The sequence below is a fragment of the Gammaproteobacteria bacterium genome (assembly GCA_013003425.1).
Lineage (GTDB): Bacteria > Pseudomonadota > Gammaproteobacteria > Steroidobacterales > JABDKV01 > JABDJB01.
Map to the genome: position 1 here is coordinate 1 of JABDJB010000087.1, position 22,225 is coordinate 22,225.

Below are 22,225 nucleotides of genomic sequence, written 5' to 3' on the forward strand. Positions count from 1 at the left end.
GACCGGTCACCTGCCCGATCTGGTCGTTCTCCTCGGCACGTCCGTAGCGGAAACGCCGCACGCCGAGATACTTGCCGAGGCTGCGCGGCACGATGTGTACTTGCGTGTCGCGCGGTTTCAGCAGGAGTTCCTTGACGACCTTGCGGGCAATTTTCGCGATCTCGCGTTCCAGATTCCGCACGCCCGACTCGCGCGTGTAGTACCGCACGATGTCGCGCAGTGCACTGCTGGAGACTTGCAGCTCGTCGTCCTTCACGCCGTTGTTCTCGAGCTGTTTGGGAACGAGATAGCGTTTGGCGATGTTGACCTTCTCGTCCTCCGTGTAGCCCGGCAGGCGGATGACTTCCATCCTGTCGAGCAACGGCGGCGGGATGTTGAGACTGTTGGCGGTCGCAACGAACATGACGTCGGAGAGATCGAAATCGACCTCCAGATAATGATCGGCGAAAGTATTGTTCTGCTCCGGGTCCAGCACCTCCAGCAGGGCGGACGACGGGTCGCCGCGGAAATCCATCGACATCTTGTCGATTTCATCAAGCAAAAACAACGGGTTACGCGACTTCACCTTGGCCAGGTTTTGCACGATCTTGCCCGGCAGCGAACCGATATAGGTGCGCCGGTGGCCGCGAATCTCGGCCTCGTCACGCACACCGCCCAGCGACATGCGCACAAAAGCCCGATTGGTTGCCCGGGCAATACTCTGGCCGAGTGAGGTCTTGCCCACGCCCGGCGGCCCTACGAGGCACAGGATCGGTCCGCGCAGTTTCTTGACCCGCTGCTGCACCGCAAGGTACTCGAGAATTCGTTCCTTGACCTTCTCCAGGCCGTAATGATCTTCATCGAGAATGACCTCGGCCTTTTCCAGGTCACGCAATACTTTCGAGCGCTTTTTCCACGGCGCTTTCAGCAGCCAGTCGATGTAGTTACGCACGACGGTCGCTTCGGCCGACATTGGCGACATCAGCTTGAGTTTGTTCAGCTCGGAGGTGGCCTTCTCCTTCGCTTCCTTGCTCATGCCGGCCTTGTCTATTTTTGTCTCGAGCTCGGCCAGTTCGTTGGGCGCGTCTTCCATGTCGCCCAGCTCTTTCTGGATAGCCTTCATTTGCTCGTTGAGATAGTACTCGCGCTGGCTTTTTTCCATTTGCTGCTTTACGCGGCCACGGATGCGCTTTTCGATCTGCAGTACGTCGATTTCACCTTCGATCAGGTTCATCACGTGCTCGAGACGCTCATGCACACGGCGAATCTCCAGCACTTTCTGCTTGAGATCGAGTTTGAGTGACATATGCGCCGCGATCGTGTCGGCCAGCCTGCCCGGCTCATCGATGCCGGCAAGCGATGTCAGGATTTCCGGCGGGACCTTCTTGTTGAGCTTGACGTATTGCTCGAACTGCGAGACCACCGAGCGCGACAGCACCTCGATTTCGCGTTCGTCAAAATCTTCCGCTTCCGGCAGTGGTGTCACTTTCGAAGCGAAGTAGCGGTCAATATGCAGGTCATCGAGGGTTGCCCGCTCGCGGCCCTCGACCAGCACCTTGACCGTACCGTCCGGAAGCTTCAGCAGCTGCAGGATGTTGGCAATAGTGCCAACCCGATAAACGTCGTCGATGCCCGGATCGTCGACGTCGGCCTGAGTCTGCGCCACCAGAACAATCTGTTTACCGATGTTCATCGCCTCGTCGAGAGCCTCGATTGACTTCTCGCGGCCGACAAACAGCGGAATGACCATGTGCGGAAACACCACGACGTCGCGCAGCGGCAAAACCGGCATTGCGGTCTCCGGCAGCGGCGGCACTTGCTTCAGTTCTTCTGACACTCGATTTACCTCGCGGGCGCCTGCGGCGCGTCGGGCTTATTTAAAAGAATAGTCGATTGGAGAGGTATGGGGGCTGGCGGCAGCGATATCAAGCCCTGCCCGGACCCGTCAGCCGGCCGAGCTGGGCCGCGCACGCTCCCCGGCCACCATCGACGCCTCGTCCGACTCGTACATGATGTAAGGCTGGGTCTCGCCGTTTACGACCGACTCGTCAATAACCACCTTGGTGGCACCTTCGAGCGTCGGCAGCTCGTACATCGTATCGAGCAGGACATTTTCCAGGATGGTCCGCAGGCCGCGGGCACCGGTCTTGCGCTCCATGGCTTTGGCAGCCACCGCACGCAGGGCGTCCTCGCGAAATTCCAGTTCCACGCCCTCCATATCAAACAACTTCCTGTACTGTTTGGTTAACGCATTCTTCGGCTCGACAAGTATCGTCACGAGAGCATCTTCGTCCAGCTCTTCCAGCGTGGCCACTACCGGCAGCCGGCCGACGAACTCGGGAATCAGCCCGTAACGAATCAGGTCCTCCGGCTCGACGTCGGCGAGCAACTCACCAACACGCGTCTCTTCATCGGTCGCCTTGAGATCGGCGACAAAGCCTATACCGCTCTTGGTGGAGCGATTGAGAATGATCTTTTCCAGGCCGGCGAATGCGCCGCCACAGATAAACAGAATATTGGAGGTATCCACCTGCAGGAACTCCTGCTGCGGATGCTTGCGCCCACCCTGCGGCGGCACCGAGGCAACGGTACCTTCTATAAGCTTGAGCAATGCCTGCTGCACGCCCTCGCCCGATACGTCGCGGGTAATCGACGGGTTATCGGACTTGCGTGAAATCTTGTCGATTTCATCGATGTAGACGATTCCGGTCTGCGCCTTTTCCACATCGTAGTCGCATTTCTGCAGCAGCTTCTGGATGATGTTCTCGACATCTTCACCGACATAACCCGCTTCGGTCAGCGTGGTCGCATCGGCTATAGTGAAAGGAACGTTGAGCAGACGCGCCAGCGTCTCGGCCAGCAGTGTCTTGCCGCAGCCAGTGGGACCGATCAGCAGGATGTTGCTCTTTGACAGCTCTATCTCGTCAGCACGTCCCTCGCCGGCGCGGTTGTCCAGCCGCTTGTAGTGGTTGTACACGGCAACTGACAACACTCGCTTGGCACGGAGCTGGCCAATGACATACTCATTGAGCACGCCGTCAATCTCTCGCGGCGTGGGCAGCGTATCGCGCGCGCTGTCAGTACGGTCGTCAAGCTCCTCGCGAATTATGTCATTGCACAACTCGACGCACTCGTCGCAGACGAACACCGAGGGTCCGGCAATCAGCTTGCGTACTTCATGCTGACTCTTGCCGCAAAATGAGCAATAGAGCAGCTTGCCGTCGTCCCCTTTTCGTGTGTCGTCAGGCATGTATTTCCCTCTGAATTCAATGACTCAGCGCAAAACCACGAATCGTCCGCATGATATAGCACCTTCCGCACGTCAGGCAAAGGAACTGCTCTGCCAAAGTGGATGGTATCAGATTTAACTGATTGAAAAATATAAGATTATTTTTCCGGCTCAGCGACGATTTCGGCCCTGCTTTTCAGCACTGAATCGATTAGACCGTAATCCTTCGCTTCTTCTCCATCCATGAAGCGGTCACGATCGGTGTCCTTCTGGATGGTGTCAGTGGTCTGGCCGGTGTGGTGCGACAGGATCTTGTTCAGCCGCTCACGTATCTGCAGTACCTCGCGGGCGTGGATCTCCATGTCCGAGGCCTGGCCCTGGAAGCCGCCCATGGGCTGGTGAATCATCATGCGCGAATGCGGCAGGCAGTAGCGCTTGCCCGTTGTGCCACCGGCAAGTAACACAGCACCCATGCTGGCCGCCTGGCCGAGACAGATCGTGGACGTATCACACTGGATGAACTGCATCGTGTCGTAGATTGACAGTCCGGCCGTTACTACACCACCCGGCGAGTTAATGTAAATGTGTATGTCTTTTTCGGGGTTTTCTGATTCGAGGAACAGTAACTGCGCCACGACCAGGTTTGCCATGTGGTCTTCGACCTGCCCCACTACAAAAATCACGCGCTCTTTGAGCAGCCGCGAATAAATGTCGTACGAGCGCTCACCACGGGCGGTCTGCTCGATTACCATCGGCACGAGATTCAGTGCCTGCGGGCTTAATGCTCCGTTGTCTGTGCTCATATTGTTCCTCGCTTAGCCTTCAATCTGCATCAGTTCCTGAAAAGTGGTCTTGCGATCCTTTGTTTTGGCACGCTCGAGCAACCAGTCGATGGCTTTTTCTTCCAGCACCGCCATCTCGATCTGCCCCATCAGCCGCGGATCATTCCGGTAGGCACGCATGATCTGCTCAGGGTCACCAAGCTGTCTGGCCATTGCCTGCAGCCTGGCGTCAATCGACGCCTGGTCGGCCTGCAGTTCGGCCGTTTCTACTACTTTTGCTACCAGCAGGCCGAGGGCAACACGACGCCGCCCGGCCTCGACAAACTGATCGGCAGGCGGCATCTGGTCCGGGTCGTCTATTCCCATGCGTCGTGCCGCATCGCCACGCAGATAGTCGACTTCCTGGTCGATAAGCGCCTGCGGTAACTCGACCGGATTATGCTTGACCAGCTCCTCCAGCAGTTGCGCGCGCAGCAATCCGCGCACTTTTTCGTCCCGTTCGCGCGTGATGTTGTCACGGATGCCGTCACGTAACGACTCAACGCCGCCCTCGACCCCGAAGGACTTGCAAAAATCCTCGTCAACTTCCGGAAGGTGGCGCTCGCCCACTTCCTTGACGGTAATGTCGAACTGCGCCGTCTTGCCGGCCAGCGCTTCGACATGATGAGTCGCGGGAAATTCGATAGCAGCCTTTACCTGCCCGCCGGCAACTGCCCCGCTAACTGCCTGCTCGAACTCCGGCATCTGGCCGCTGCCGACGATTACCTCGGCACCTTCGCCCTCGCCGCCTTCGAATGGCTCGCCGTCGATGGTGGCCGAGAAATCCACTGTCACCTTGTCGTCTTCAGCGGCAGCACGCTCTGCAGCATGATAGTGCGCACGCTGCATCCGCAGGTTTTCCAACACCTGGTCGATGTCGCTATCGCCGATTTCCGCGACTTTGCGTTCGACCTTGAGACCCTCGACTTTTTTCAGGATGATTTCCGGATAAACCTCGAAGGTGGCGGTGTACTGCAGGCCGTCGTCCTGCTCCAGCCCGGAGGTCTCGATTTTCGGACCGCCTGCCGGCTCGAGCTTTTCCTGGCTCACTGCCTCGGCATAACTCGAGCGCAGGGTTTCTTCCAGCACCTCGCGGCGTATATCGTTGCCATAGCGCTGGCGCACCACGTTGAATGGCACTTTGCCGGGACGAAAGCCCTTTATCTTTGCTGTCTTGCCGACACGGCGCAGCCGCTTGTCGATTTCAATTTGTATCTGCTCGGCGGGGACCTGCACCGTCATCCGGCGCTGCAACCCACCCAGGCTTTCTACTGCCACCTGCATTTGCGTTTTTTCCTGGTTCATTACTCGTAAGGACTATGGTGCGAAAGGAGAGACTCGAACTCTCACGGGTTGCCCCACTGGATCCTAAATCCAGCGCGTCTACCAATTCCGCCACTTTCGCGCCGGCGGGAATTATAACGGCCAAACTGCCAGACGTTTGAACGCGGTGGTGGGCCGTGAGGGAATCGAACCCCCAACCAATGGATTAAGAGTCCACTGCTCTACCTGATTGAGCTAACGGCCCGCTCTCTCCCGCAAAAAACTGGGGTGGACGATGGGACTCGAACCCACGACCACCGGGATCACAACCCGGGGCTCTACCAACTGAGCTACGCCCACCATAAAAATCTAACTGCCCTTCCGGGTTTTGGCGCGCCCGGCAGGACTCGAACCTGCAACCCTCGGCTTAGAAGGCCGATGCTCTATCCGGTTGAGCTACGGGCGCCATGCCCGGTGCCTGCTAAGGCCGGAAAAACCTGGTCGGGGCAGAGGGATTTGAACCCCCGACCTTCTGCTCCCAAAGCAGACGCGCTACCAGGCTGCGCTATGCCCCGTCGTGCCCGCTCCGGGCACGCATCGGGTGCCCCTGCAGGTTGGCGCATCATACTGCGGGTCGGCGCCTTTTTGTACCCGGAATGGAGTTGCCCGGCCGGCAATTGAGTAAACTGTCCCTATGAGCGCCCGAATAATCGATGGTAAGGCCATTGCGGCACGGATCAGGCAGTCGCTGCATAGCGAGGTCGAGCAGCGGGTGGCCAGCGGCGCCCGGCGCCCGGGGCTGGCGGTGGTGCTGCTGGGCGACGATCACGCCTCAAAAATCTATGTGCGCAACAAGATACGCGCCTGCGAAGAAGCCGGCTTTGAATCGCGCTCTTACAATCTCGATGAAGAAACCGACCAGGGCGCACTGCTGGCGCTAATCGACGAACTCAACCAGGACGAGGCCATCGACGGCATCCTGGTACAGCTGCCACTACCGATGCACATCGATGATGACCTGATCATCGAGGCTATTTCGCCGGCTAAGGATGTCGACGGTTTTCATCCGTGCAATGTAGGGCTGCTGGCTCAGCGCAGGCCAGGTTTGCGTCCGTGCACGGCACGCGGTGTGATGCGGCTGCTGGATGAAGTCGCGGCGCCGTACAAACAAGGCAAGACAGTAATGATCGGCGCGTCGAATATTGTTGGCCGACCCACCGCACTCGAGTTGCTGATTGCCGGCGCGACCGTCACAGTGTGCCACCGTTTCACAAAAGACCTGCAGTCCGAAGTCGAGCGCGCCGATATTCTTATTGTCGCCGCCGGCAAACCGCACCTGATCCCCGGCGAATGGATCAAACCGGGCGCCATAGTCATTGATGTCGGCATCAACCGGCTCGACGACGGCAAGCTGGTCGGCGATGTGGTGTTCACCAGCGCTGCCGAACGCGCCGGCTGGATCACCCCGGTACCAGGCGGTGTCGGCCCAATGACCGTTGCCATGCTGCTGGAAAACACCCTTCACGCCGCCGAGATGCGCGACCAGGCATAGGGGAATTGGGAAGACTTGACCCCTATGCTATTCACGGCGCCAGGTGGTGCCGGCGGCGCTGTCTTCGAGCACGATACCCGCAGCAGCCAGCTCGTCACGAATGCGATCGGCATCGGCAAACTGTTTCTCATCACGTGCACGCCGGCGTGCGGCGATAGCCTGCTCAATCTGCTCATCACTCAGGTCACTGCCTCCGGCACCCGATTGCAGATAGGCCTCAGGATCCGCCTGTAACAGGCCAAGCCGGTCGCCCAGCTTTTTCAGCAATGCTGCCAGCGCCGCCGAACGCGGCTCATCGCCGTCGTCACGCGCCCTGTTGACTGCACGAGCCAGGTCGAACAGGACAGCCAGGGCTTCCGGAGTATTGAAATCGTCGTTCATCGCCGTGACAAACCGCGTGGTGTACGGCTCGTCCTGAGGTGGCGACGTGTCCGGCTGACCGCGCAGGGCAGTGTACAAACGCTGCAGTGCTGCACGCGAGGCGGTCAGCTCCTTGTCGGAGTAGTTTATCGGACTGCGATAATGGCCCGAGAGAATAAAGTTACGCACTTCTTCCGGATGAAAGTGCTCCAGGATATCGCGCACTGTAAAAAAGTTGCCCAGCGACTTCGACATTTTTTCGTCGTCGACCTGGACAAAGCCATTGTGCATCCAGAGGTTTACAAAGTTCTCGCCGGTCGCGGCGCAGGATTGTGCGATCTCGTTCTCATGATGGGGGAATTTGAGATCCATGCCGCCACCGTGGATATCGAAGTGGTTACCCAGCAGCGCTGTCGACATGGCCGAGCATTCGATGTGCCAGCCCGGCCGGCCAGCCCCCCAGGGTGAGTCCCACGCCGGCTCACCCGGCTTGGCTGATTTCCACAATACAAAGTCGAGCGGGTCGCGCTTGGCTTCGTCGACATCGATACGGGCGCCGGAACGCAGCTCAGCCGGATCCTGGTCCGACAACCTGCCATAGGGCGCATATTTCTCTACCGCGTAGTAAACGTCTCCATTGTCAGCAGCATAGGCATAGCCACCCGCTACCAGGCTGCTGATCATGGCGACTATCTCGTCGATGTGCTCGGTGGCGCGTGGCTCCTCGTCCGGCGGCAGCACATTGAGTGCGGCACAGTCTTCGTGCATGGCATCAATAAAACGTGCGGTGAGCTGCCGGTAGTCCTCGCCGTTCTCATTGGCGCGGTTGATGATCTTGTCATCGATATCGGTGATGTTACGTACGTACTGCAGGTCATAGCCGAGTGCGCGCAGGTGCCGGGTAATGACGTCGAATACCACCATCATGCGGGCATGACCAAGGTGCAGGTAGTCGTATACCGTAATGCCGCACACGTAGATGCGAATCTGCCCCTCGACCAGCGGCGTGAAGCTTTCTTTTGCCCGCGTGAGGCTGTTGTAGATCTGCAGCATGACGGCGAATGTTACCTCAGGCGACGTCGCCGGTTTCGCAATACTGCGCCGCGGCCTGCAGCCTGGCCTGCAGCCCTTCCTTGCCGAGATAATCAAACACCCGGTTGAGCTCCGGCCCGTGAGTATCACCGGTCAGCGCGGCCCGCAGCGGCATGAATAATGTTTTGCCGCTGGCACCGGTGGCTTTACCGGTCGCTTTGCTCCAGCTGCGGAAATCCGCGGCATCATCGAGCTGCGCCAGCGCGGCATCGATGAACTCCCGCTGCACAACGGCGAGCACAGCACGGGCGCTATCGTCGAAGCGCGGCGGATCATCAAGCAGTAATTCAGCCCAGTGGGCCGCATCAGCAGGCATCTCGACGTTACCGCGAATCAGCCTGACAAACTCCACCGCGTCGCTGCCGAGCCGTTCGCCAACATCACGCCCGTCCCGGGTCCGCGCTGAGCCCATCCACTGCAGCAGCTCGGCGTCGTCGCGTCGATGCAATGCTTCGCGCTGCCAGTGCATCAGCTGCACCGGGTCATGTTTGGCCGGCGCCCTTCCGAGGCGCGGCGTGGCAAACCCCGCTGCCAGCTCTTCGAGGCGCATGAAGTCATCGCTGTCGAACTTGTGGCCAAGCCTGGCAAGGTGATTACACAGCGCATCGGCAAAATATCCCTGCTCGGCCATGTCGCGGACCCCTATGCTGCCGTGGCGCTTTGACAACGGTGTACCGTCTGCCGCAATCACCAGCGCAATATGCCCGTAACGCGGTGCCGGCAGGCCCAGCGCATCCAGCAACAGCAGCTGACGCGGCGTGTTGGTCAGGTGATCTTCACCACGCAGCACGTCGGTGATACCCATCAGCGCATCATCAACCGCGTTGGAAAAAAAGAACGATGGCGTACCGTCCGAGCGGCGGATGATGAAATCGCCGATGTCGCCGCGTGCCATTGACTGTTCGCCCCGCACCAGGTCGTCGAACGTCACCGGCGCGCCGGCATCGACACGAAAGCGCAAGGTCGGCCGCGCCCCGTCGAGCAGGCGCTGACGCTGCCCGGCCGCGGACAATTCGCGACAGGTGCCCGGGTAGCGCGGTGCGCGGCCAGCCGCCAGCTGAGTCTTGCGGGCAACAGCCAGCTCTGCCTGGGTGCAGAAACACGGGTAAGCGCGGCCATCTGCCTCGAGCTGCGCAAAGTATTCGTCGTAAACGGTCGCGCGCCGCGACTGGCGATACGGGCCACGTCCGTCATCACGACCCGGACCGGCCAGCCAGTCCAGCCCTAGCCATTCCAGGTCTTCAAGCGCCGCGGCCAGGTAATCCTCGCGGCTGCGGTCGCGATCGGTATCTTCGCAGCGAATAACGAAATCACCGCCCTGCCCGGCCGCCAGCAGATAATTGAACAACGCCGTACGGACATTGCCTAAGTGCAGGTAGCCGGTCGGGCTCGGCGCAAATCTTGTGCGTACAGCGTTGACCATTCGTGACAGAGTAGCCAAAACGGCGGCCAACTCAAAGAGTTACTTTATAGCCGCCCGCCAAAGCTTTATGATTCCCGCAATGGAGGGTCGATGAAAACTATCGTAACACTGGTGCTGACTGGCCTTTTGGCCAGCGTGTCGAACGCGGCGGAAAACAATCTGCCACTATTCCCGCAGGTCGAGGTAAAGACCACCGAAGGTGACTTCACGCTCGAACTCGATGGTCGGCGGGCACCGGTCACTGTCAGTAACTTTGTACAGTATGTCATCGACGGGCACTACGACGGCACCGTGTTTCACCGTGTCATACCCGGTTTTGTCGCACAGGCCGGCGGTTACGATGAAGGCCTGCAAGAGAGAAAAACCCGCCAGCCCATACCGAATGAATCCGGCAACGGCCTGAGCAATGTGCGCGGTACTATCGCGCTGGCGCGCATGGGGCATCCGCATTCCGGCAAGGCACAGTTTTATATCAATCTCGGCGACAACCAGCGTCTGGACCCCAATCCATCACGCTGGGGTTACTGCGTTTTCGGCGAGGTTATTGCGGGAATGGAAACCCTCGACAGTATTGCAGCCATTCCTACCGGCGCATCGGGCCCGTTCCGCGGCGACTTCCCGCAAAAAATGGTCAAGATCATTTCAGCCCGACTGGTTACGGACAAGCCCGCCGCTGCTGAATGAGCGTCCTGTTCGTTTCAGACCTCCACCTCGACGCAGGTAGCCCCGAGATCGGTGACCAGTTCATCCGCTTCCTGCGGCAGCGCGCATCCAATGCCGATGCCCTTTACATCCTGGGCGACTTGTTCGAATCGTGGGTCGGCGACGATGATCCACAGCCCGAGCGTGAGCGACTGGCGACGGAACTGACCGCCCTGAAACGGGCCGGCGTCGATTGTTTCTTCATGCATGGAAACCGTGACTTTCTGGTCGGAGAGCAGTTCGCTGCCGCTGCTGGCGTCGAGCTGCTGGACGAAGAGGTGGTGCTGGATGTGTCAGGCACGAAGGTGCTGATCATGCATGGTGACAGCCTTTGCACTGACGACGTCGAGTACCAGGCTTTCCGGGCCACCGTTCGCGATGCCGCATGGCAGGAAAACTTTCTGCAATTGCCGCTGCAGCAGCGCCTGGCGCTGGCGGTTCAGGCGCGCGAACACAGCCAGGCCCGTAACGCCACGGCGGCAGATTTCATAATGGACGTTAACCAGAATGCGGTTGCCGAAGCGCTGCGCCGGCACGGCGTCCACCATCTGCTGCATGGGCATACACACCGGCCGGACGTGCATCGGTTCGAGCTGGACAAGCAGCCCGCAGTCAGAATGGTGTTGGGCGACTGGTACGACCAGGGCAGCGTGCTGGAATGGGACGCCGCCGGTCCGCGCCTGGAATCTTTACCGCGTCAGGCCTGACGGCGCCGCAGCCCGAACAATCCGAGCAACGCCGAGCCCATCAGCCACCCGGCTGCCGGTATCGGCACGGGATTGACGCTGATTTCAATACCCGAGAATTTCTTCTGGATAAAGGCTTCCTCAAACATTGCCATCGTGTCGGCGGTCAGTATGTTCTGCAGCGTCAGATGTACCTGGTTTTCTGTGCCAAACCAGCCGTCGGTAGCATCGATGGTGGTCGACCCAGACCAGTTCTGCGGCTGACTGCCCAGGTCACCGCTATCGGAGAAAAAGAAAGAGTCCTGAAATTCGACAATCGGATTTTCCACATCACGCACCCGCATTTCGCCACTAGCCGAAACCTCGGCACCCGGGCCGTCGAGGATATAGTCGCCGGTCTCCTGCAGGAAAAAACTGTCGAATGAGAAATTCAGCGTCGTGGCGGTAAGCGTCAGGTTCAGCGTCTCCGATACGTTCGGGGGATTGTCTCCGTTCAGCGATCGCGCCAGGAATGCGTCGGGTACAAAGAAAATCGTATTGTTACTCAGCATTACCGGGGACTCGGCGCCGGGTGTTCCAAACAGCCCGACTTCATCCCTGTTGTAGGTAACGGTGAAATCCGAATTGTCGTTCGATACCGTGCAGGTGCTACCGCTGCACGTTGTAGTGCTTGCGGCAAAAACCGCCGGCAACAGTGCCATGCTTGCGAGTGTTGCTAACGCCAGATTCCTGATCATCGTCGTGCCATCCAGTGGAGTTGCAAAACCTGTAATCCAGGTGGCTTAAGGTTAAATCCCGGGCGTCAGCCAGGCAGTGGGGAAAACCCTCAGGCGCCAGTGCAAAATCACTCAGTCGTGGCAGCCGGCACACCGCTGTGGAATGCAAACACCGGGTCGCGACGCCCAACCAGGCTCGCCTCCAGCTGCGCCAGCCGGTCAATACGCTCGTCCAGCTGCGACTGCAGCTGCCGCGCCAGCCCGAGATAGACCTCAAAGTGACGCTGTTCGGAGTGCAACAAACCGCTGTACAGCGCAGCGACATCGTCCGGCAGCACCGGCACCAGCAGCGCGAATCGTTCGCAACTGCGCGCCTCAATCAGTGCGCAAACGATCAGCGTATCGACCAGCCGGCCCGGCTCATCGGAACGTATCGCCGCCCGCAGGCTGCCGGCATAGCCAGATGCCGGTACCCTGCGCACCGCCACCTCTCGCTGTTGCAACAGCTTGCTCACCTGCTCAAAGTGCCGCAGCTCTTCGCGCGCAAGACGTGACATCCGCGCCGCCATGCCTGTCTGCTCGGGATAGCGAAACATCAGGCTTAGCGCCGTTGCCGCAGCTTTCTTTTCACAGTTCGCATGATCGAGGAGCAGCTCCGGGACACGCTGCCGGGCCGCGTCGACCCACGCAGCTGGCGTCGGAGCCCGCAGGAACTGCGCGACCGGCGCCGGGACGTTCATTTGATCAGGTCTCGCAGCAGGCCGATCAGTTCCGGCATACGGACCGGTTTGGCAACAAATCCGTCGAAGCCGGCCTCAATCGCCCGGATCCGGTCCTCGTCGAGAGTTGCCCCGGTCAGGGCTATGGCCGGACCGCTGTAGCCGCCGTCGCGAATCTGTTTTATGGCGCTCAGCCCGTCGAGTATCGGCATGTTCAGGTCGAGAATTGCCAGGTCGATGCTGCCGGCCGCGATCCGCGTGACGGCGTCACGCCCGTTGCCGACAAATTCGAGCTCGTACCCGGCGCGTTCGAGGAACAACTGCATCAGCTGCACGATATCCGGATCGTCTTCGGCAACCAGCAGCCGGCCACCACCGCCGCCTGCAGCGTCGGGTTCGGGCGCGGCAGCAACCGGTGCCGGCAAGCGTATGAGGAAGCGGCTGCCCTCTCCCGGCTGCGAATCGAGCCCGAGCGAACCACCCAGCAGCTTGACCAGTTCAAGCGTGATGTGCAGCCCAAGCCCGGCACCTGCCCGCTTGTGCGCACCCTCGAGCCGCTCAAACGCGGTGAAGATGCGCGCCCGGTCAGCCTCGGCAATGCCAGGGCCACTGTCGGACACTTCGGCATGCAGCTGGCCGTCCTGCCATGCCAGCGTCAGGTACACGAAGCCTTCTTCGGTGAACTTGACGGCGTTTCCCAGCAGGTTGATCAGTATCTGGCGCACGCGCATTTCATCGAGCACCACTGGCTGCACGTCGGGCGGATCGACAAACGCGGCAAAAGCCAACTCTTTGTCGGCTGCCAGCGGCGCCATTATCGCTGACAGGTCTTCGGCCAGCTGGCGCAGGTCGACAGTGTCCTCGTGCACCGTGGCTTCGGCATTTTCGATACGTGCCTGTTCCAGTATGTTGTCTACCAGCGTCACCATGTGACGACCGGCGCTGATAATCGCTCGCGCCTGGCGCCGCGCCGGATCGTCTTCACCCATGGCGCTGGCCAGCCATTCGGCATAACCAATTACCGACGTCAGCGGGGTGCGAAATTCGTGGGAGATGCTGGCGAGAAACTGAGCCTTTACCCGAACCGCTTCCTCAGCTTCGCGCCGGCGCAGGTCCAGCTCGGTACGGGTTGCGATCAACTGGTCGAGCAGTTTTTGCTGCTGCTGGTTTAGCAGGCGAGTTTCATTGGCCCGCTGTTGCAACTGCTCGATTTGCCGGCGCTGCGCTTCGGCGCTGGTGAGGACCGCGTAGAGCTGGTCATCGCCGCTGCGGAACAGACGTACGTTAACCGCATGCCCGGTGCCCGGGTCAACACACCCGAGGAACGAGTCAGGAGCAGATTCCAGGCCACTGAGCATCGGCAGGACATCACTGACATCCGCACCGGCCACCAGCGGCGGCAGTCCCATCCGGGACGGTTCACCACGCACCTCCAGCAGCTTGAGCGTCGCATCCAGCTGCAACATCAGCGGCGGAATCTGGTCCTGTTCCAGCCGCTCGAGGTAGGCGCTTACTTCACCCGGCAGCATTTCATTCCGACGTCACCAGCTGCCGCGCCAGCTCATGTATTGCCTCATCTACATTGGCGCCGTTTTTTGCACTGGTGATGAACACCGGCTTGCCGTCTTTGCGCAGCCCGGCCAGGCGCTCGTCGGAAATTTCCCATTCTTCCTGCAGGTCGGATTTGTTGACGAGAAACACCTTGGGGACATCGCCGTAGCGTTCGCGTGCTTCGTCGACCAGACGCTCGGCAACATCGGCGGTATGGCCCCGCGTGCCGTCAATTACCACGAGGTAGCCACTGGCACCACGCAGGTAGGAAAATTCAACGGCCGAAAAGCGATCGGTGCCGGCAATATCCCAGATGATCAGCTTGATCTCCTGATCGTCGATACTGAGTTTACGCGTATCGATTTTCACGCCGACTGTCGTCAGGTACTTATCGGAAAAAACATTGTGCACAAAGCGCGCGACCGTGCTGGTCTTGCCGACAGCAAAATCACCAATAATGCAGACCTTGCGGGTTTGCTGCGTCATGCTCAACGTCCTTCTGTCACTGACACAGTCACTTCAGCCTTCCGCAGGCGAGGCTCGAGCCCACTGCTGACAGATGATGACCCTGCCGCCTGTAACTGAATCGCGTCAGCTGGCAGGCCAGCGTTGATAAGCCAGCTCGAAACCCGCTCGGCGCGTGACAGCTCAACCACCTGGTTGGCCTCCGGGTTGCCGGTGCCGTCGCTGTAACCACGCACGCGAATCTGCAGGTTACTGTCCAGTTGCCCGGCCAGCGCCGCAATCTGCCGCAACCGGATGCTGAGCCGCTCCAGCACGGCATCCTGGCCCTGTTGCAGCACATCGATGCTGGAGAAAAATATCTCAGTGCCATTGGTAGTAGCCAGCAGCTCGCTGAGCCTGGCTCGCTCCGCTATCGCCACACCAAGCAGGTTTCCGCCGCGCAGGCCGGACATGGACGCCAGCTGCCGGGTCGCTTGCTGCACCCAGTCGTGCCCCGCCATACCTGAGGCGCTCAGCACCCCGTTTCTCACGGCGAGCGTAACCCCGGGCGGCGGCTGCAGCTGCTGCCGGGCGGTCGCCAGCAACTCGGCGTCGCTCAACGCCATCCGGCTGGTATCAACGCTGTCGACCCCGGGCAATGCTACGGCCAGGGTCTGCGCCCGCTGTTTCCACTCGACCGGCGCGCTGCCACTAAGCTCAAGGCTATTGCCCTCCAGCCGAAAACCCACGCCTGCCGGCGGCTGCAGGATACGTCGTGCGCGGCGCTCGACTATGGCGGCATCGAGCGACTGGTAGGGCGCCAGCTCCAGCTGTAGTTCTGCCGGGTCGATCTGCAGGCCCGGAGCAAAATCGGTAGGGGCCGCGGACAACGGGTCGCGCATGCCACGCACCACCACCTGCCCATCTTCACGATAGATGTCATTGATCACGATACCCGGCGTTGCCTCCAGTGCACCACGAAATTTTTCCAGCCGGCGTTCGTCGGTAAAGCCTTTGAACCATAACCAGCCGGCCAGCAACAGCAGACCAACGAACAGGATCACGAGCGGCAGAGGCACGGCGGATTTTTTCTTGCCGGCCTTGCGCTGCTGCTCGAGTGACAGGCACTTCTCGAGCTCAGCATCAACACCCAGTATGGGTGCACCGCCATCGTAACCTGCCAGCGCCTCGCCATGTCGCAAGTGCACGTGCTCGAGTATTTCGCGCAACTCACTGCGTAATCCAGCTGGCGGCACGCCGCGAATGACGCAAACCAGGATTGCGTGCGGGCCATGTACGGCCCACAACGTCAGCTCTCCCATCACCGCTGTGGTCAGTGACTCGCTGCTGTCCTCTGAAAACGAATCGCGAATGAAATCCTGGATTGCGGTAAACATGGCCGAAACAGCATCAGAGTCCTTGCTTGCCACCGTTTCGTGCTGCACGTGGTCTATCAGCAGCCCGTCATAGCGCTTGATAAGAAAGGCCTGCTCGACGCGATAGATAATATTCCGCTGCAGGATATATTGAGCCAGCGGCACGCCCGCGCGCCATGCCTGATAGCGCGTTTTTACCGACAGGCTGTTTTCGATGCCCTGATTCATCGACTGCGTCATGGAGCGCAGCGCCTCGGCGATCGACTTGCGAATTGCCGGACCAATTACCGGAAACAGCGCATCGGCAAAATCCTCAGGTTCCTGCCGTATGGAGTCCTTTACACACTGCACCACCGGCTCCCGCATCGCGCGCACGAGCCGTTTGTCAGCATGGGCCCGCAGGAGCGATTCCGGCAATACGTCAGCGATGTCGGCGGTACGACTTTCGGGAGTTTCCAGCCGCCGGGTGATGGCATCGAGCGCTTTTTTCTCGTTGCGAAACAGCAGCTCTTTCAGTTTGTCTATGTCATTCACTGCCGTTTCTCACGTCGGGCGTGCCGGTAACGGGGCGCGGGCAGGTTTTAATCTGAAGGCAGGTCGAGTTCTCGATTGAGACGCAACGCAACCTCCGACAGCAATGCCGCGAGATCCTCCCGACTGACCTTGCGATCCTCCAGCTGGTTAGCCTGCCGGCTCAGCATGGAATTGAACTCGTCACGGCTCTGCTGGATGACCTGCACCAGTTCGAGACTTTTTTCCTGCAAGGCGCTGCGTATCGCCCGCGTTTCGCCGGCAGTCTGCTCGTCGAGCCGTGTTAGTGACTCTTCGAAGCGGCGGCGCATGTCCTGCAACTCGGCAGCGTTGTTTTCACGCTCCTCGACGCGTTCGCGCCGATCGTTGATCATGCGTTCGCCCAACAGCTCGAGTTCGCGACGCACAAAACCTTCCAGGCTTTCGATACGATTGGCGAGGTCGTTGCGCAGGTTTTCGCTAGCCGCCGAAATATTCGATTCCAGCTCGTCAAAACGGTGCTGGTAATCGCGCATCTGCCCGCCAAACAGGATCTCGCGGATCTTGTCTACATTCTGGTCCGGGTCGTCGATATTGTGGCCGTCACTGACGGCGTGATGTTCTTTTTCTGACATGGCTCAGGTGCCTCACTCGATCAGGGAACAACTGCTACGCCGGGCTCTCCCCCAGGCGCTCAAGGCGATAACCATGCTGGTATATCGCTGACAGTTGCCAGCCATTGCTTTCGTTTAGCTGTAATTTTTTGCGCAATCGGCTGATATGGGTATCTACGGTCCGTGTGTTGAGGTCAGCTCCATGCATTCCCCAAATTGACTCCAGGATGTGGCTGCGTGAAACCACGCGCCCGCTGTTACGAAACATGAATAACGCAAGATCAAACTCGCGGTGTGTCAGTTCGACTTCGTCGTCGCCCAGGCCAACTGTCTTACGCTTCAGATCAAATTTGTACGGCTCGGTATCGGGCAGCTCGTCAGGTTCACGACCGCCTGCTGCGCGCCGTGCCAGGGCCGCCACACGCGCTACCAACTCCTTGTAACGAATTGGCTTGGCCATGTAATCGTCAGCGCCTGCTTCCAGCGCCCGGACGATATCCGATTCCTGGTCTTTGGCGGTGATGAAAATTACCGGCGTGAAATTTTTGCCGCTTTGCCGGATTTTCTGCAGCACTTCGAGACCGCTCATTTCCGGCAGCATCCAGTCCAGCATGAGCAGGTCGTAGCTCTCACGCAGTGCTTTTCGCAGGAAGTCCCGCCCATTGTCGTAATGTGAACAGGTGTGCCCGGCATCGGCCAGCCACTTGAGCATCAGCTCCGCCTGTTCCTGATCGTCTTCCAGTAAGGCTATTCGCACTTCGCTTCTTTCCTTTCGCAGGGTTGTACGCCACCTGTACAGCGACGTTGCACTCGCCCCTAAACCCTTGAAGTGTCGACAATGTTTGACGTTACGTCAAGCTTTTCAAGCAATTCCTCAGCACTTTGGAAGCGATTCTCCGGTTCTTTTGCCATCATCCGCGCTATCAGAGGCTGATATTTCAGCAACTCGCGGGGCAGCTGCGGGATTGCCGCATGAGTATGTTTGTAGATCACGGCCATAGGCGAAGACGCCGTATAGGGCTTGCGTCCCGTCAGCAGCTCGTAAAACAGCACCCCTACGCTGTAGATATCGCTGCGCTCGTCGATCGGCTCACCCTGGCCCTGCTCCGGACTCATGTAGTACGGCGTGCCAAACACCTCGCCGGTATCTGTCAGCTCTGCCTCGAGCCACATCTGCTTGGCGTGACCGAAATCGATCAGCGCCAGGGTGCGGTCCTCCCGCACCATGACATTGGCCGGCTTCAGATCGCGATGCAAAATACCGACCTTGTGGATCGCATCCAGCGCCACGGTGATCTCGCGTACGTAGCGGAGCGCCGTCGGCGCCGACATCCCTTTGCGTAAATTAGCCTTCAGGTCGCCACGCGGGAAATATTCCATCGCGATATAGACGACCTCATCGGCAACACCGTGATCATAAATACGCACGACATTAGGGTGACGCAGGTTGGTAACTACTTCACACTCCTGCAGGAAACGCTCCAGCTTGTCTGCATCAATGTCGGCGGCATTGAGCAACACTTTCAGTGCCACCTGCATGCCCTCGTGCTCTGCCAGGTAAATCAGCGACGGGCCACGCTCCGAAATTTGTTGCTGGATCTCGTAACCACGAATACGCAGCACGTCATGTGATACCGGTGTCAGCGTTGCGGCTGGCAGTGACGTTGCCGGCACCAGCGGGCTACGCGAGCGAATAGCGTCGCGAATCGAGTTGATCAGCATCTCGTTGGTAAGCCGGTTCTTTGGCAGGTAATCGTGGGCACCGGCCTTGATGGCCCTTACTGCGAGCAGTTCGTCCCCGGCGGCGGTAAGAAATATAATCGGTGGACAGCCTTCCTCGGCGCGCATGATACGCAGCCAATCCAGCCCGTTTTCATCGCCCAGCCGGTAATCGAGCAGAATTACATCGACCTCATCACGCAGATCTTCCACCGATGGCAGCGTGGTGTGATCGTGATTCTCCACTTTCGAACGCGGCCACTCAGCATTGATATGGTGCGCCAGCAAGTCGCGAAATTCGGGATGATCATCGATGATCAGTATGCTGGGCGACATAGCGACAGCAACTAGATGGAGATTTCAGCCAGAAAGGTACGCATCCGGCCAATCGTTTCGCGAACGGCATCGGCGTCGTCTGCCTCGGCAGCGGTCTCAAGCTCCTTACCAAACTCGGACACCTTCGCCAGGCCGTAGGCACCGCCCGATCCGCGCAGGTTATGGCCGATGGTGCGCAGCTTGGCGAAATCCTGGCGCTGCAATGCATCGTCCAGTGTCGCCAGCTCGTCACGGCGTCTTGCCAGGTAACCCGGCAACAGCTCTTTCAGGATTGGATCGTCGCCGCCCGAGAACTCAGTCATAGTAAAAAATCCGTTATAAACCACAAGCTGGCATTATCGGGCACGGCAACAAGTCCGCAATGACTGCGATCACGTTGCACGGAAATTCAAGAAATTCTACAAGCTTTGACACAGTTCAAGGGTACCGCCGCAGGATTAAAGTTAAAAACTGCGTGCAGCGCTACGCAGGCCGCCACGGCCAGACTCACGTGCTGCCTTGGCGCCGTCTGACCGTTCGCGCTCCAGCCTGGCCAGATATGGCTCGCTGACATCGCCGGTTACGTACTTGCCGGAAAAACACGACGTGTCGAACTCACGTATATGAGCATGCTCGTACATCACTGCATCGATCAGGTCATCCAGCTCCTGGTAGATCAACCGATCGGCGCCGATCAGGTCAGCCACCTGTTGCACGCTGCGATCATGCGCGATCAACTCCGAAGCCGACGGCATGTCGATACCGTAGACATTGGGAAACCGTACCGGCGGCGCGGCCGAGGCAAAGTAGACGTTGCGCGCTCCCGCCTCACGCGCCATCTCTATGATCTGCTGCGATGTGGTACCCCTGACGATCGAGTCGTCAACCAGCAGCACGTTCTTGTCACGGAACTCAAGCTCAATGGCATTGAGCTTGCGCCGCACGGATTTCTTTCTTTCCTGCTGGCCGGGCATGATAAATGTGCGACCGATATAGCGATTCTTGATGAAACCCTCGCGATTTTTCACGCCGAGGCGGTGCGCAACAGTTACCGCGGCTGTCCGGCTTGTGTCCGGCACCGGGACGACGACGTCGATATCGTGATCGGGCCAGTCACGCAGGATCTGGTCGGCGAGCTTCTCACCCATACGCAGACGGGCCTTGTAAACCGAAATGTTCTCCATTATCGAATCGGGGCGGGCGAAGTAAACGAATTCGAAAATACAGGGCGTGTGACGGGTGACTTCAGCACATTGCTCCGTGTGTAGCTGGCGATCGCTGTCGATGAATATCGCCTCGCCCGGACGCACATCACGCAGCAGTTCAAACCCCAGCACATCCAGCACGACACTCTCGGAGGCGACCATATATTCAGCACCCGAATCGACCAGACGTCGACCCAGCACAAGCGGCCGAATACCATGGGGATCACGAAATGCCACGACGCCGTAACCGACCACCATCGCCACCACGGCATAACCACCACGGCAGCGCTCATGCAGGCGGCGCACGGCACTGAAAACATCTGCGGGCTGCAGCGGCCCGGTGCAGCGTTCCTGCAACTCGTGGGCAAGCACGTTGAGCAGGACTTCAGAATCCGAACCGGTGTTGAGGTGACGCAGGTCTTCTCGCGAAAGCTTCCCGGCGAGCTCACGCGCATTTGTCAGGTTGCCATTATGGGCAAGACAGATGCCGAATGGTGAGTTGACGTAAAAGGGCTGCGCTTCCGAGGCGCTGGCACCACCGGCCGTCGGATAGCGCACATGGCCGATCCCCATGCTTCCACTGAGCCCGATCATATGACGGGTCCGGAAGACATCGCGCACCAGGCCGTTGCGGCGCCGGGTATGCAGCTGGGCACCGTCGGCCGTACAAATACCGGCGGCATCCTGACCGCGGTGCTGGAATACAGTAAGCGCGTCGTAAATTGCCTGGTTGACCGGCCCTTCAGCGACCAGTCCTGCTATTCCACACACGTGTCAGCCACCCGCCGCAGGATCGATCTGCGGTTGTGCCTGCGGCTCGTCAGGCAGATATTGCACCACTTCCTCCGGCAGCACACCACGAATCCAGTCGGCGATCTGGGTGCCGTAGGGGATCATTTTTGATTCCTGCCACCACGGCTCACTCTGCAGGTTCAACGAACCGGCAAACAATATCGCGGCGCCAAAAATTACCGCGCCGCGTACCAGGCCGAAAAGAAAACCCAGCGAGCGGTCGGTTCCTGACAGCCCGGTCTTGCGTATGGCCAGCGCAACGATCTGGCCCGCCAGCCCGCCGATCAGGAGAACCGCAACGAACACAACACCGCGCGATACCCACAGCTCGAGGAACGGCGAGTTCAACTTTCCGCCGAGATAAGGCTCAATCAGCCCGGAAAAATTCCAGCCGCTCCAGATTGCAACAACCCACGTCAGTAGCGAGAGAAGTTCCGGAAAGAAGCCGCGAAATAGACCAATAAAAGCAGAGACGCCAATGACGCCCAGAATGATCATATCTATGATGAGCATGTCAGTACCCGTGCTGCCGCGGCGGCATTCTATCAGGGATGCCGCACGAGTTGGGTCTGCTGGCGATCTTCCTGCAGCCGCTCTGCGAGCTGCTGCGCCCGTTCGCGATCCGGCACCGGGCCCACCCTGACCCGGAACATGACACGGCCGTTGACCACGTTTCGCACAACGAACGCTGTGTAATCAGCATCACGGAGGTGCTCGACCAGGCGACGCGCGTTTGTCTCGCTGGTGAAACTGCCGACCTGCACCGCCCAGCCGGCCGGAGGCGGAGCCGGAGCCGCGGCCGGCGCTGTTGCCGACGGCGCATCGACTGCCGCCTGCTCGATGACCTGGCGCGCAGGTGGTACCGGCGCCGGCGGCACCGAAACAGGCGGCTCCTGGTCAATCGTAACGACTTCTGGTTCAACAACCGGTTCAGGTTCACTGGTTTGATCAGGCTGCACTTCGACGGTGTGTGTACGCACCGGATCGGCAGCCGTTGGGGTGGCCGGCGCCGGGAGAGTGATTTCCTGCGACACAGTTTGCGGCTGACCAGGACCATCCAGCACCGCCGGTATTACGATTACCGCAGCTACGATAAGCACCGCAGCACCTAGCAGTCTCTCCTTCAATTGCGACTCCAAACTTGCAGTTGACGCGAG

21 protein-coding genes and 5 tRNA genes are annotated in these 22,225 nt (G+C 59.4%); 3 read left to right on the top strand and 23 right to left on the bottom strand.

The genetic code is table 11. The annotated features are described in order from the left end of the window. From lon to HKN06_12115, 9 genes are all read right to left on the bottom strand, one after another. Positions 1-1,771, bottom strand: a 1,771-nt coding sequence (lon, locus tag HKN06_12075; GenBank protein NNF62050.1) for an endopeptidase La, incomplete at its 3' end; no start/stop codon positions are given. A 153-nt stretch (positions 1,772-1,924) separates the two neighbouring features. Beyond that, positions 1,925-3,229, bottom strand: a complete 1,305-nt coding sequence (gene clpX, locus HKN06_12080; protein NNF62051.1) for an ATP-dependent Clp protease ATP-binding subunit ClpX — start codon at positions 3,227-3,229, stop codon at positions 1,925-1,927. A gap of 137 nt (positions 3,230-3,366) precedes the next feature. Then, positions 3,367-4,011: an ATP-dependent Clp endopeptidase proteolytic subunit ClpP gene (clpP, locus tag HKN06_12085; GenBank protein NNF62052.1), complete on the bottom strand. Its 645-nt coding sequence runs from the start codon at positions 4,009-4,011 to the stop codon at positions 3,367-3,369. Between the two features lie 12 nt (positions 4,012-4,023). Continuing rightward, positions 4,024-5,313 carry a trigger factor gene (locus HKN06_12090; protein NNF62053.1) on the bottom strand — a complete coding sequence of 430 codons (1,290 nt, stop codon included), beginning with the start codon at positions 5,311-5,313 and terminating at the stop codon, positions 4,024-4,026. Between the two features lie 36 nt (positions 5,314-5,349). Beyond that, a tRNA-Leu gene (locus HKN06_12095) sits at positions 5,350-5,434 on the bottom strand. Between the two features lie 46 nt (positions 5,435-5,480). Then, positions 5,481-5,557: transfer RNA gene (locus HKN06_12100), tRNA-Lys, on the bottom strand. Between the two features lie 19 nt (positions 5,558-5,576). After that, positions 5,577-5,652 (bottom strand) — tRNA-His (locus HKN06_12105). A 29-nt stretch (positions 5,653-5,681) separates the two neighbouring features. Further along, a tRNA-Arg gene (locus tag HKN06_12110) sits at positions 5,682-5,758 on the bottom strand. A gap of 32 nt (positions 5,759-5,790) precedes the next feature. Continuing rightward, a tRNA-Pro gene (locus HKN06_12115) sits at positions 5,791-5,867 on the bottom strand. 119 nt (positions 5,868-5,986) lie between these two features. Here HKN06_12115 and folD point away from each other — a divergent pair. Next, the gene (gene folD, locus HKN06_12120) at positions 5,987-6,844 is read left to right on the top strand and encodes a bifunctional methylenetetrahydrofolate dehydrogenase/methenyltetrahydrofolate cyclohydrolase FolD (protein ID NNF62054.1); all 858 of its coding nucleotides are present in this window, start codon (positions 5,987-5,989) and stop codon (positions 6,842-6,844) included. A 27-nt stretch (positions 6,845-6,871) separates the two neighbouring features. On the opposite strand, the gene HKN06_12125 is transcribed toward folD, so the two are convergent. Then, positions 6,872-8,257 carry a cysteine--tRNA ligase gene (locus tag HKN06_12125; GenBank protein ID NNF62055.1) on the bottom strand — a complete coding sequence of 462 codons (1,386 nt, stop codon included), beginning with the start codon at positions 8,255-8,257 and terminating at the stop codon, positions 6,872-6,874. A 16-nt stretch (positions 8,258-8,273) separates the two neighbouring features. After that, the gene (locus HKN06_12130; protein NNF62056.1) at positions 8,274-9,719 is read right to left on the bottom strand and encodes a glutamate--tRNA ligase; all 1,446 of its coding nucleotides are present in this window, start codon (positions 9,717-9,719) and stop codon (positions 8,274-8,276) included. 90 nt (positions 9,720-9,809) lie between these two features. Here HKN06_12130 and HKN06_12135 point away from each other — a divergent pair, with 90 nt between their 5' ends. Both HKN06_12135 and HKN06_12140 read left to right on the top strand, forming a co-directional pair. Further along, entirely contained in the window at positions 9,810-10,403 is a 594-nt protein-coding gene (locus HKN06_12135) for a peptidyl-prolyl cis-trans isomerase (GenBank protein ID NNF62057.1), read from the top strand. Next, complete coding sequence (locus HKN06_12140; protein ID NNF62058.1) at positions 10,400-11,128, top strand: UDP-2,3-diacylglucosamine diphosphatase; 729 nt, start codon at positions 10,400-10,402, stop codon at positions 11,126-11,128. Before HKN06_12135 ends, HKN06_12140 begins: the two co-directional genes overlap by 4 nt. Here HKN06_12140 and HKN06_12145 read toward each other — a convergent pair. From HKN06_12145 to HKN06_12200, 12 genes are all read right to left on the bottom strand, one after another. Continuing rightward, on the bottom strand, positions 11,119-11,844 hold the full coding sequence (locus HKN06_12145) for a hypothetical protein (GenBank protein NNF62059.1): 726 nt from the start codon (positions 11,842-11,844) through the stop codon (positions 11,119-11,121). The genes HKN06_12140 and HKN06_12145 overlap by 10 nt on opposite strands. A 107-nt stretch (positions 11,845-11,951) precedes the next feature. Next, the gene (locus tag HKN06_12150; GenBank protein NNF62060.1) at positions 11,952-12,563 is read right to left on the bottom strand and encodes a tRNA-(ms[2]io[6]A)-hydroxylase; all 612 of its coding nucleotides are present in this window, start codon (positions 12,561-12,563) and stop codon (positions 11,952-11,954) included. Then, entirely contained in the window at positions 12,560-14,071 is a 1,512-nt protein-coding gene (locus HKN06_12155) for a response regulator (protein NNF62061.1), read from the bottom strand. The genes HKN06_12150 and HKN06_12155 overlap by 4 nt, the downstream gene beginning before the upstream one ends. Before the next feature lies 1 nt (position 14,072). Further along, positions 14,073-14,579, bottom strand: coding sequence for a GTP-binding protein (locus HKN06_12160; GenBank protein NNF62062.1), 507 nt, complete (start codon positions 14,577-14,579; stop codon positions 14,073-14,075). A 2-nt stretch (positions 14,580-14,581) separates the two neighbouring features. After that, positions 14,582-16,447 carry an OmpA family protein gene (locus HKN06_12165; GenBank protein NNF62063.1) on the bottom strand — a complete coding sequence of 622 codons (1,866 nt, stop codon included), beginning with the start codon at positions 16,445-16,447 and terminating at the stop codon, positions 14,582-14,584. A gap of 47 nt (positions 16,448-16,494) precedes the next feature. Further along, positions 16,495-17,058: a hypothetical protein gene (locus HKN06_12170; protein ID NNF62064.1), complete on the bottom strand. Its 564-nt coding sequence runs from the start codon at positions 17,056-17,058 to the stop codon at positions 16,495-16,497. A 34-nt stretch (positions 17,059-17,092) separates the two neighbouring features. Next, positions 17,093-17,794 carry a response regulator transcription factor gene (locus tag HKN06_12175; protein ID NNF62065.1) on the bottom strand — a complete coding sequence of 234 codons (702 nt, stop codon included), beginning with the start codon at positions 17,792-17,794 and terminating at the stop codon, positions 17,093-17,095. A gap of 59 nt (positions 17,795-17,853) precedes the next feature. After that, positions 17,854-19,092 (bottom strand): protein kinase, encoded by a 1,239-nt coding sequence (locus HKN06_12180; GenBank protein NNF62066.1) that lies wholly within the window; start codon positions 19,090-19,092, stop codon positions 17,854-17,856. Between the two features lie 11 nt (positions 19,093-19,103). Next, entirely contained in the window at positions 19,104-19,394 is a 291-nt protein-coding gene (locus tag HKN06_12185) for an Hpt domain-containing protein (GenBank protein NNF62067.1), read from the bottom strand. Between the two features lie 141 nt (positions 19,395-19,535). After that, positions 19,536-21,047, bottom strand: coding sequence for an amidophosphoribosyltransferase (gene purF / locus HKN06_12190; GenBank protein NNF62068.1), 1,512 nt, complete (start codon positions 21,045-21,047; stop codon positions 19,536-19,538). A gap of 3 nt (positions 21,048-21,050) precedes the next feature. Next, on the bottom strand, positions 21,051-21,581 hold the full coding sequence (locus HKN06_12195) for a CvpA family protein (protein NNF62069.1): 531 nt from the start codon (positions 21,579-21,581) through the stop codon (positions 21,051-21,053). A 32-nt stretch (positions 21,582-21,613) separates the two neighbouring features. Beyond that, positions 21,614-22,195 carry an SPOR domain-containing protein gene (locus HKN06_12200; protein NNF62070.1) on the bottom strand — a complete coding sequence of 194 codons (582 nt, stop codon included), beginning with the start codon at positions 22,193-22,195 and terminating at the stop codon, positions 21,614-21,616. Between the last annotated feature and the right edge of the window lie 30 nt (positions 22,196-22,225).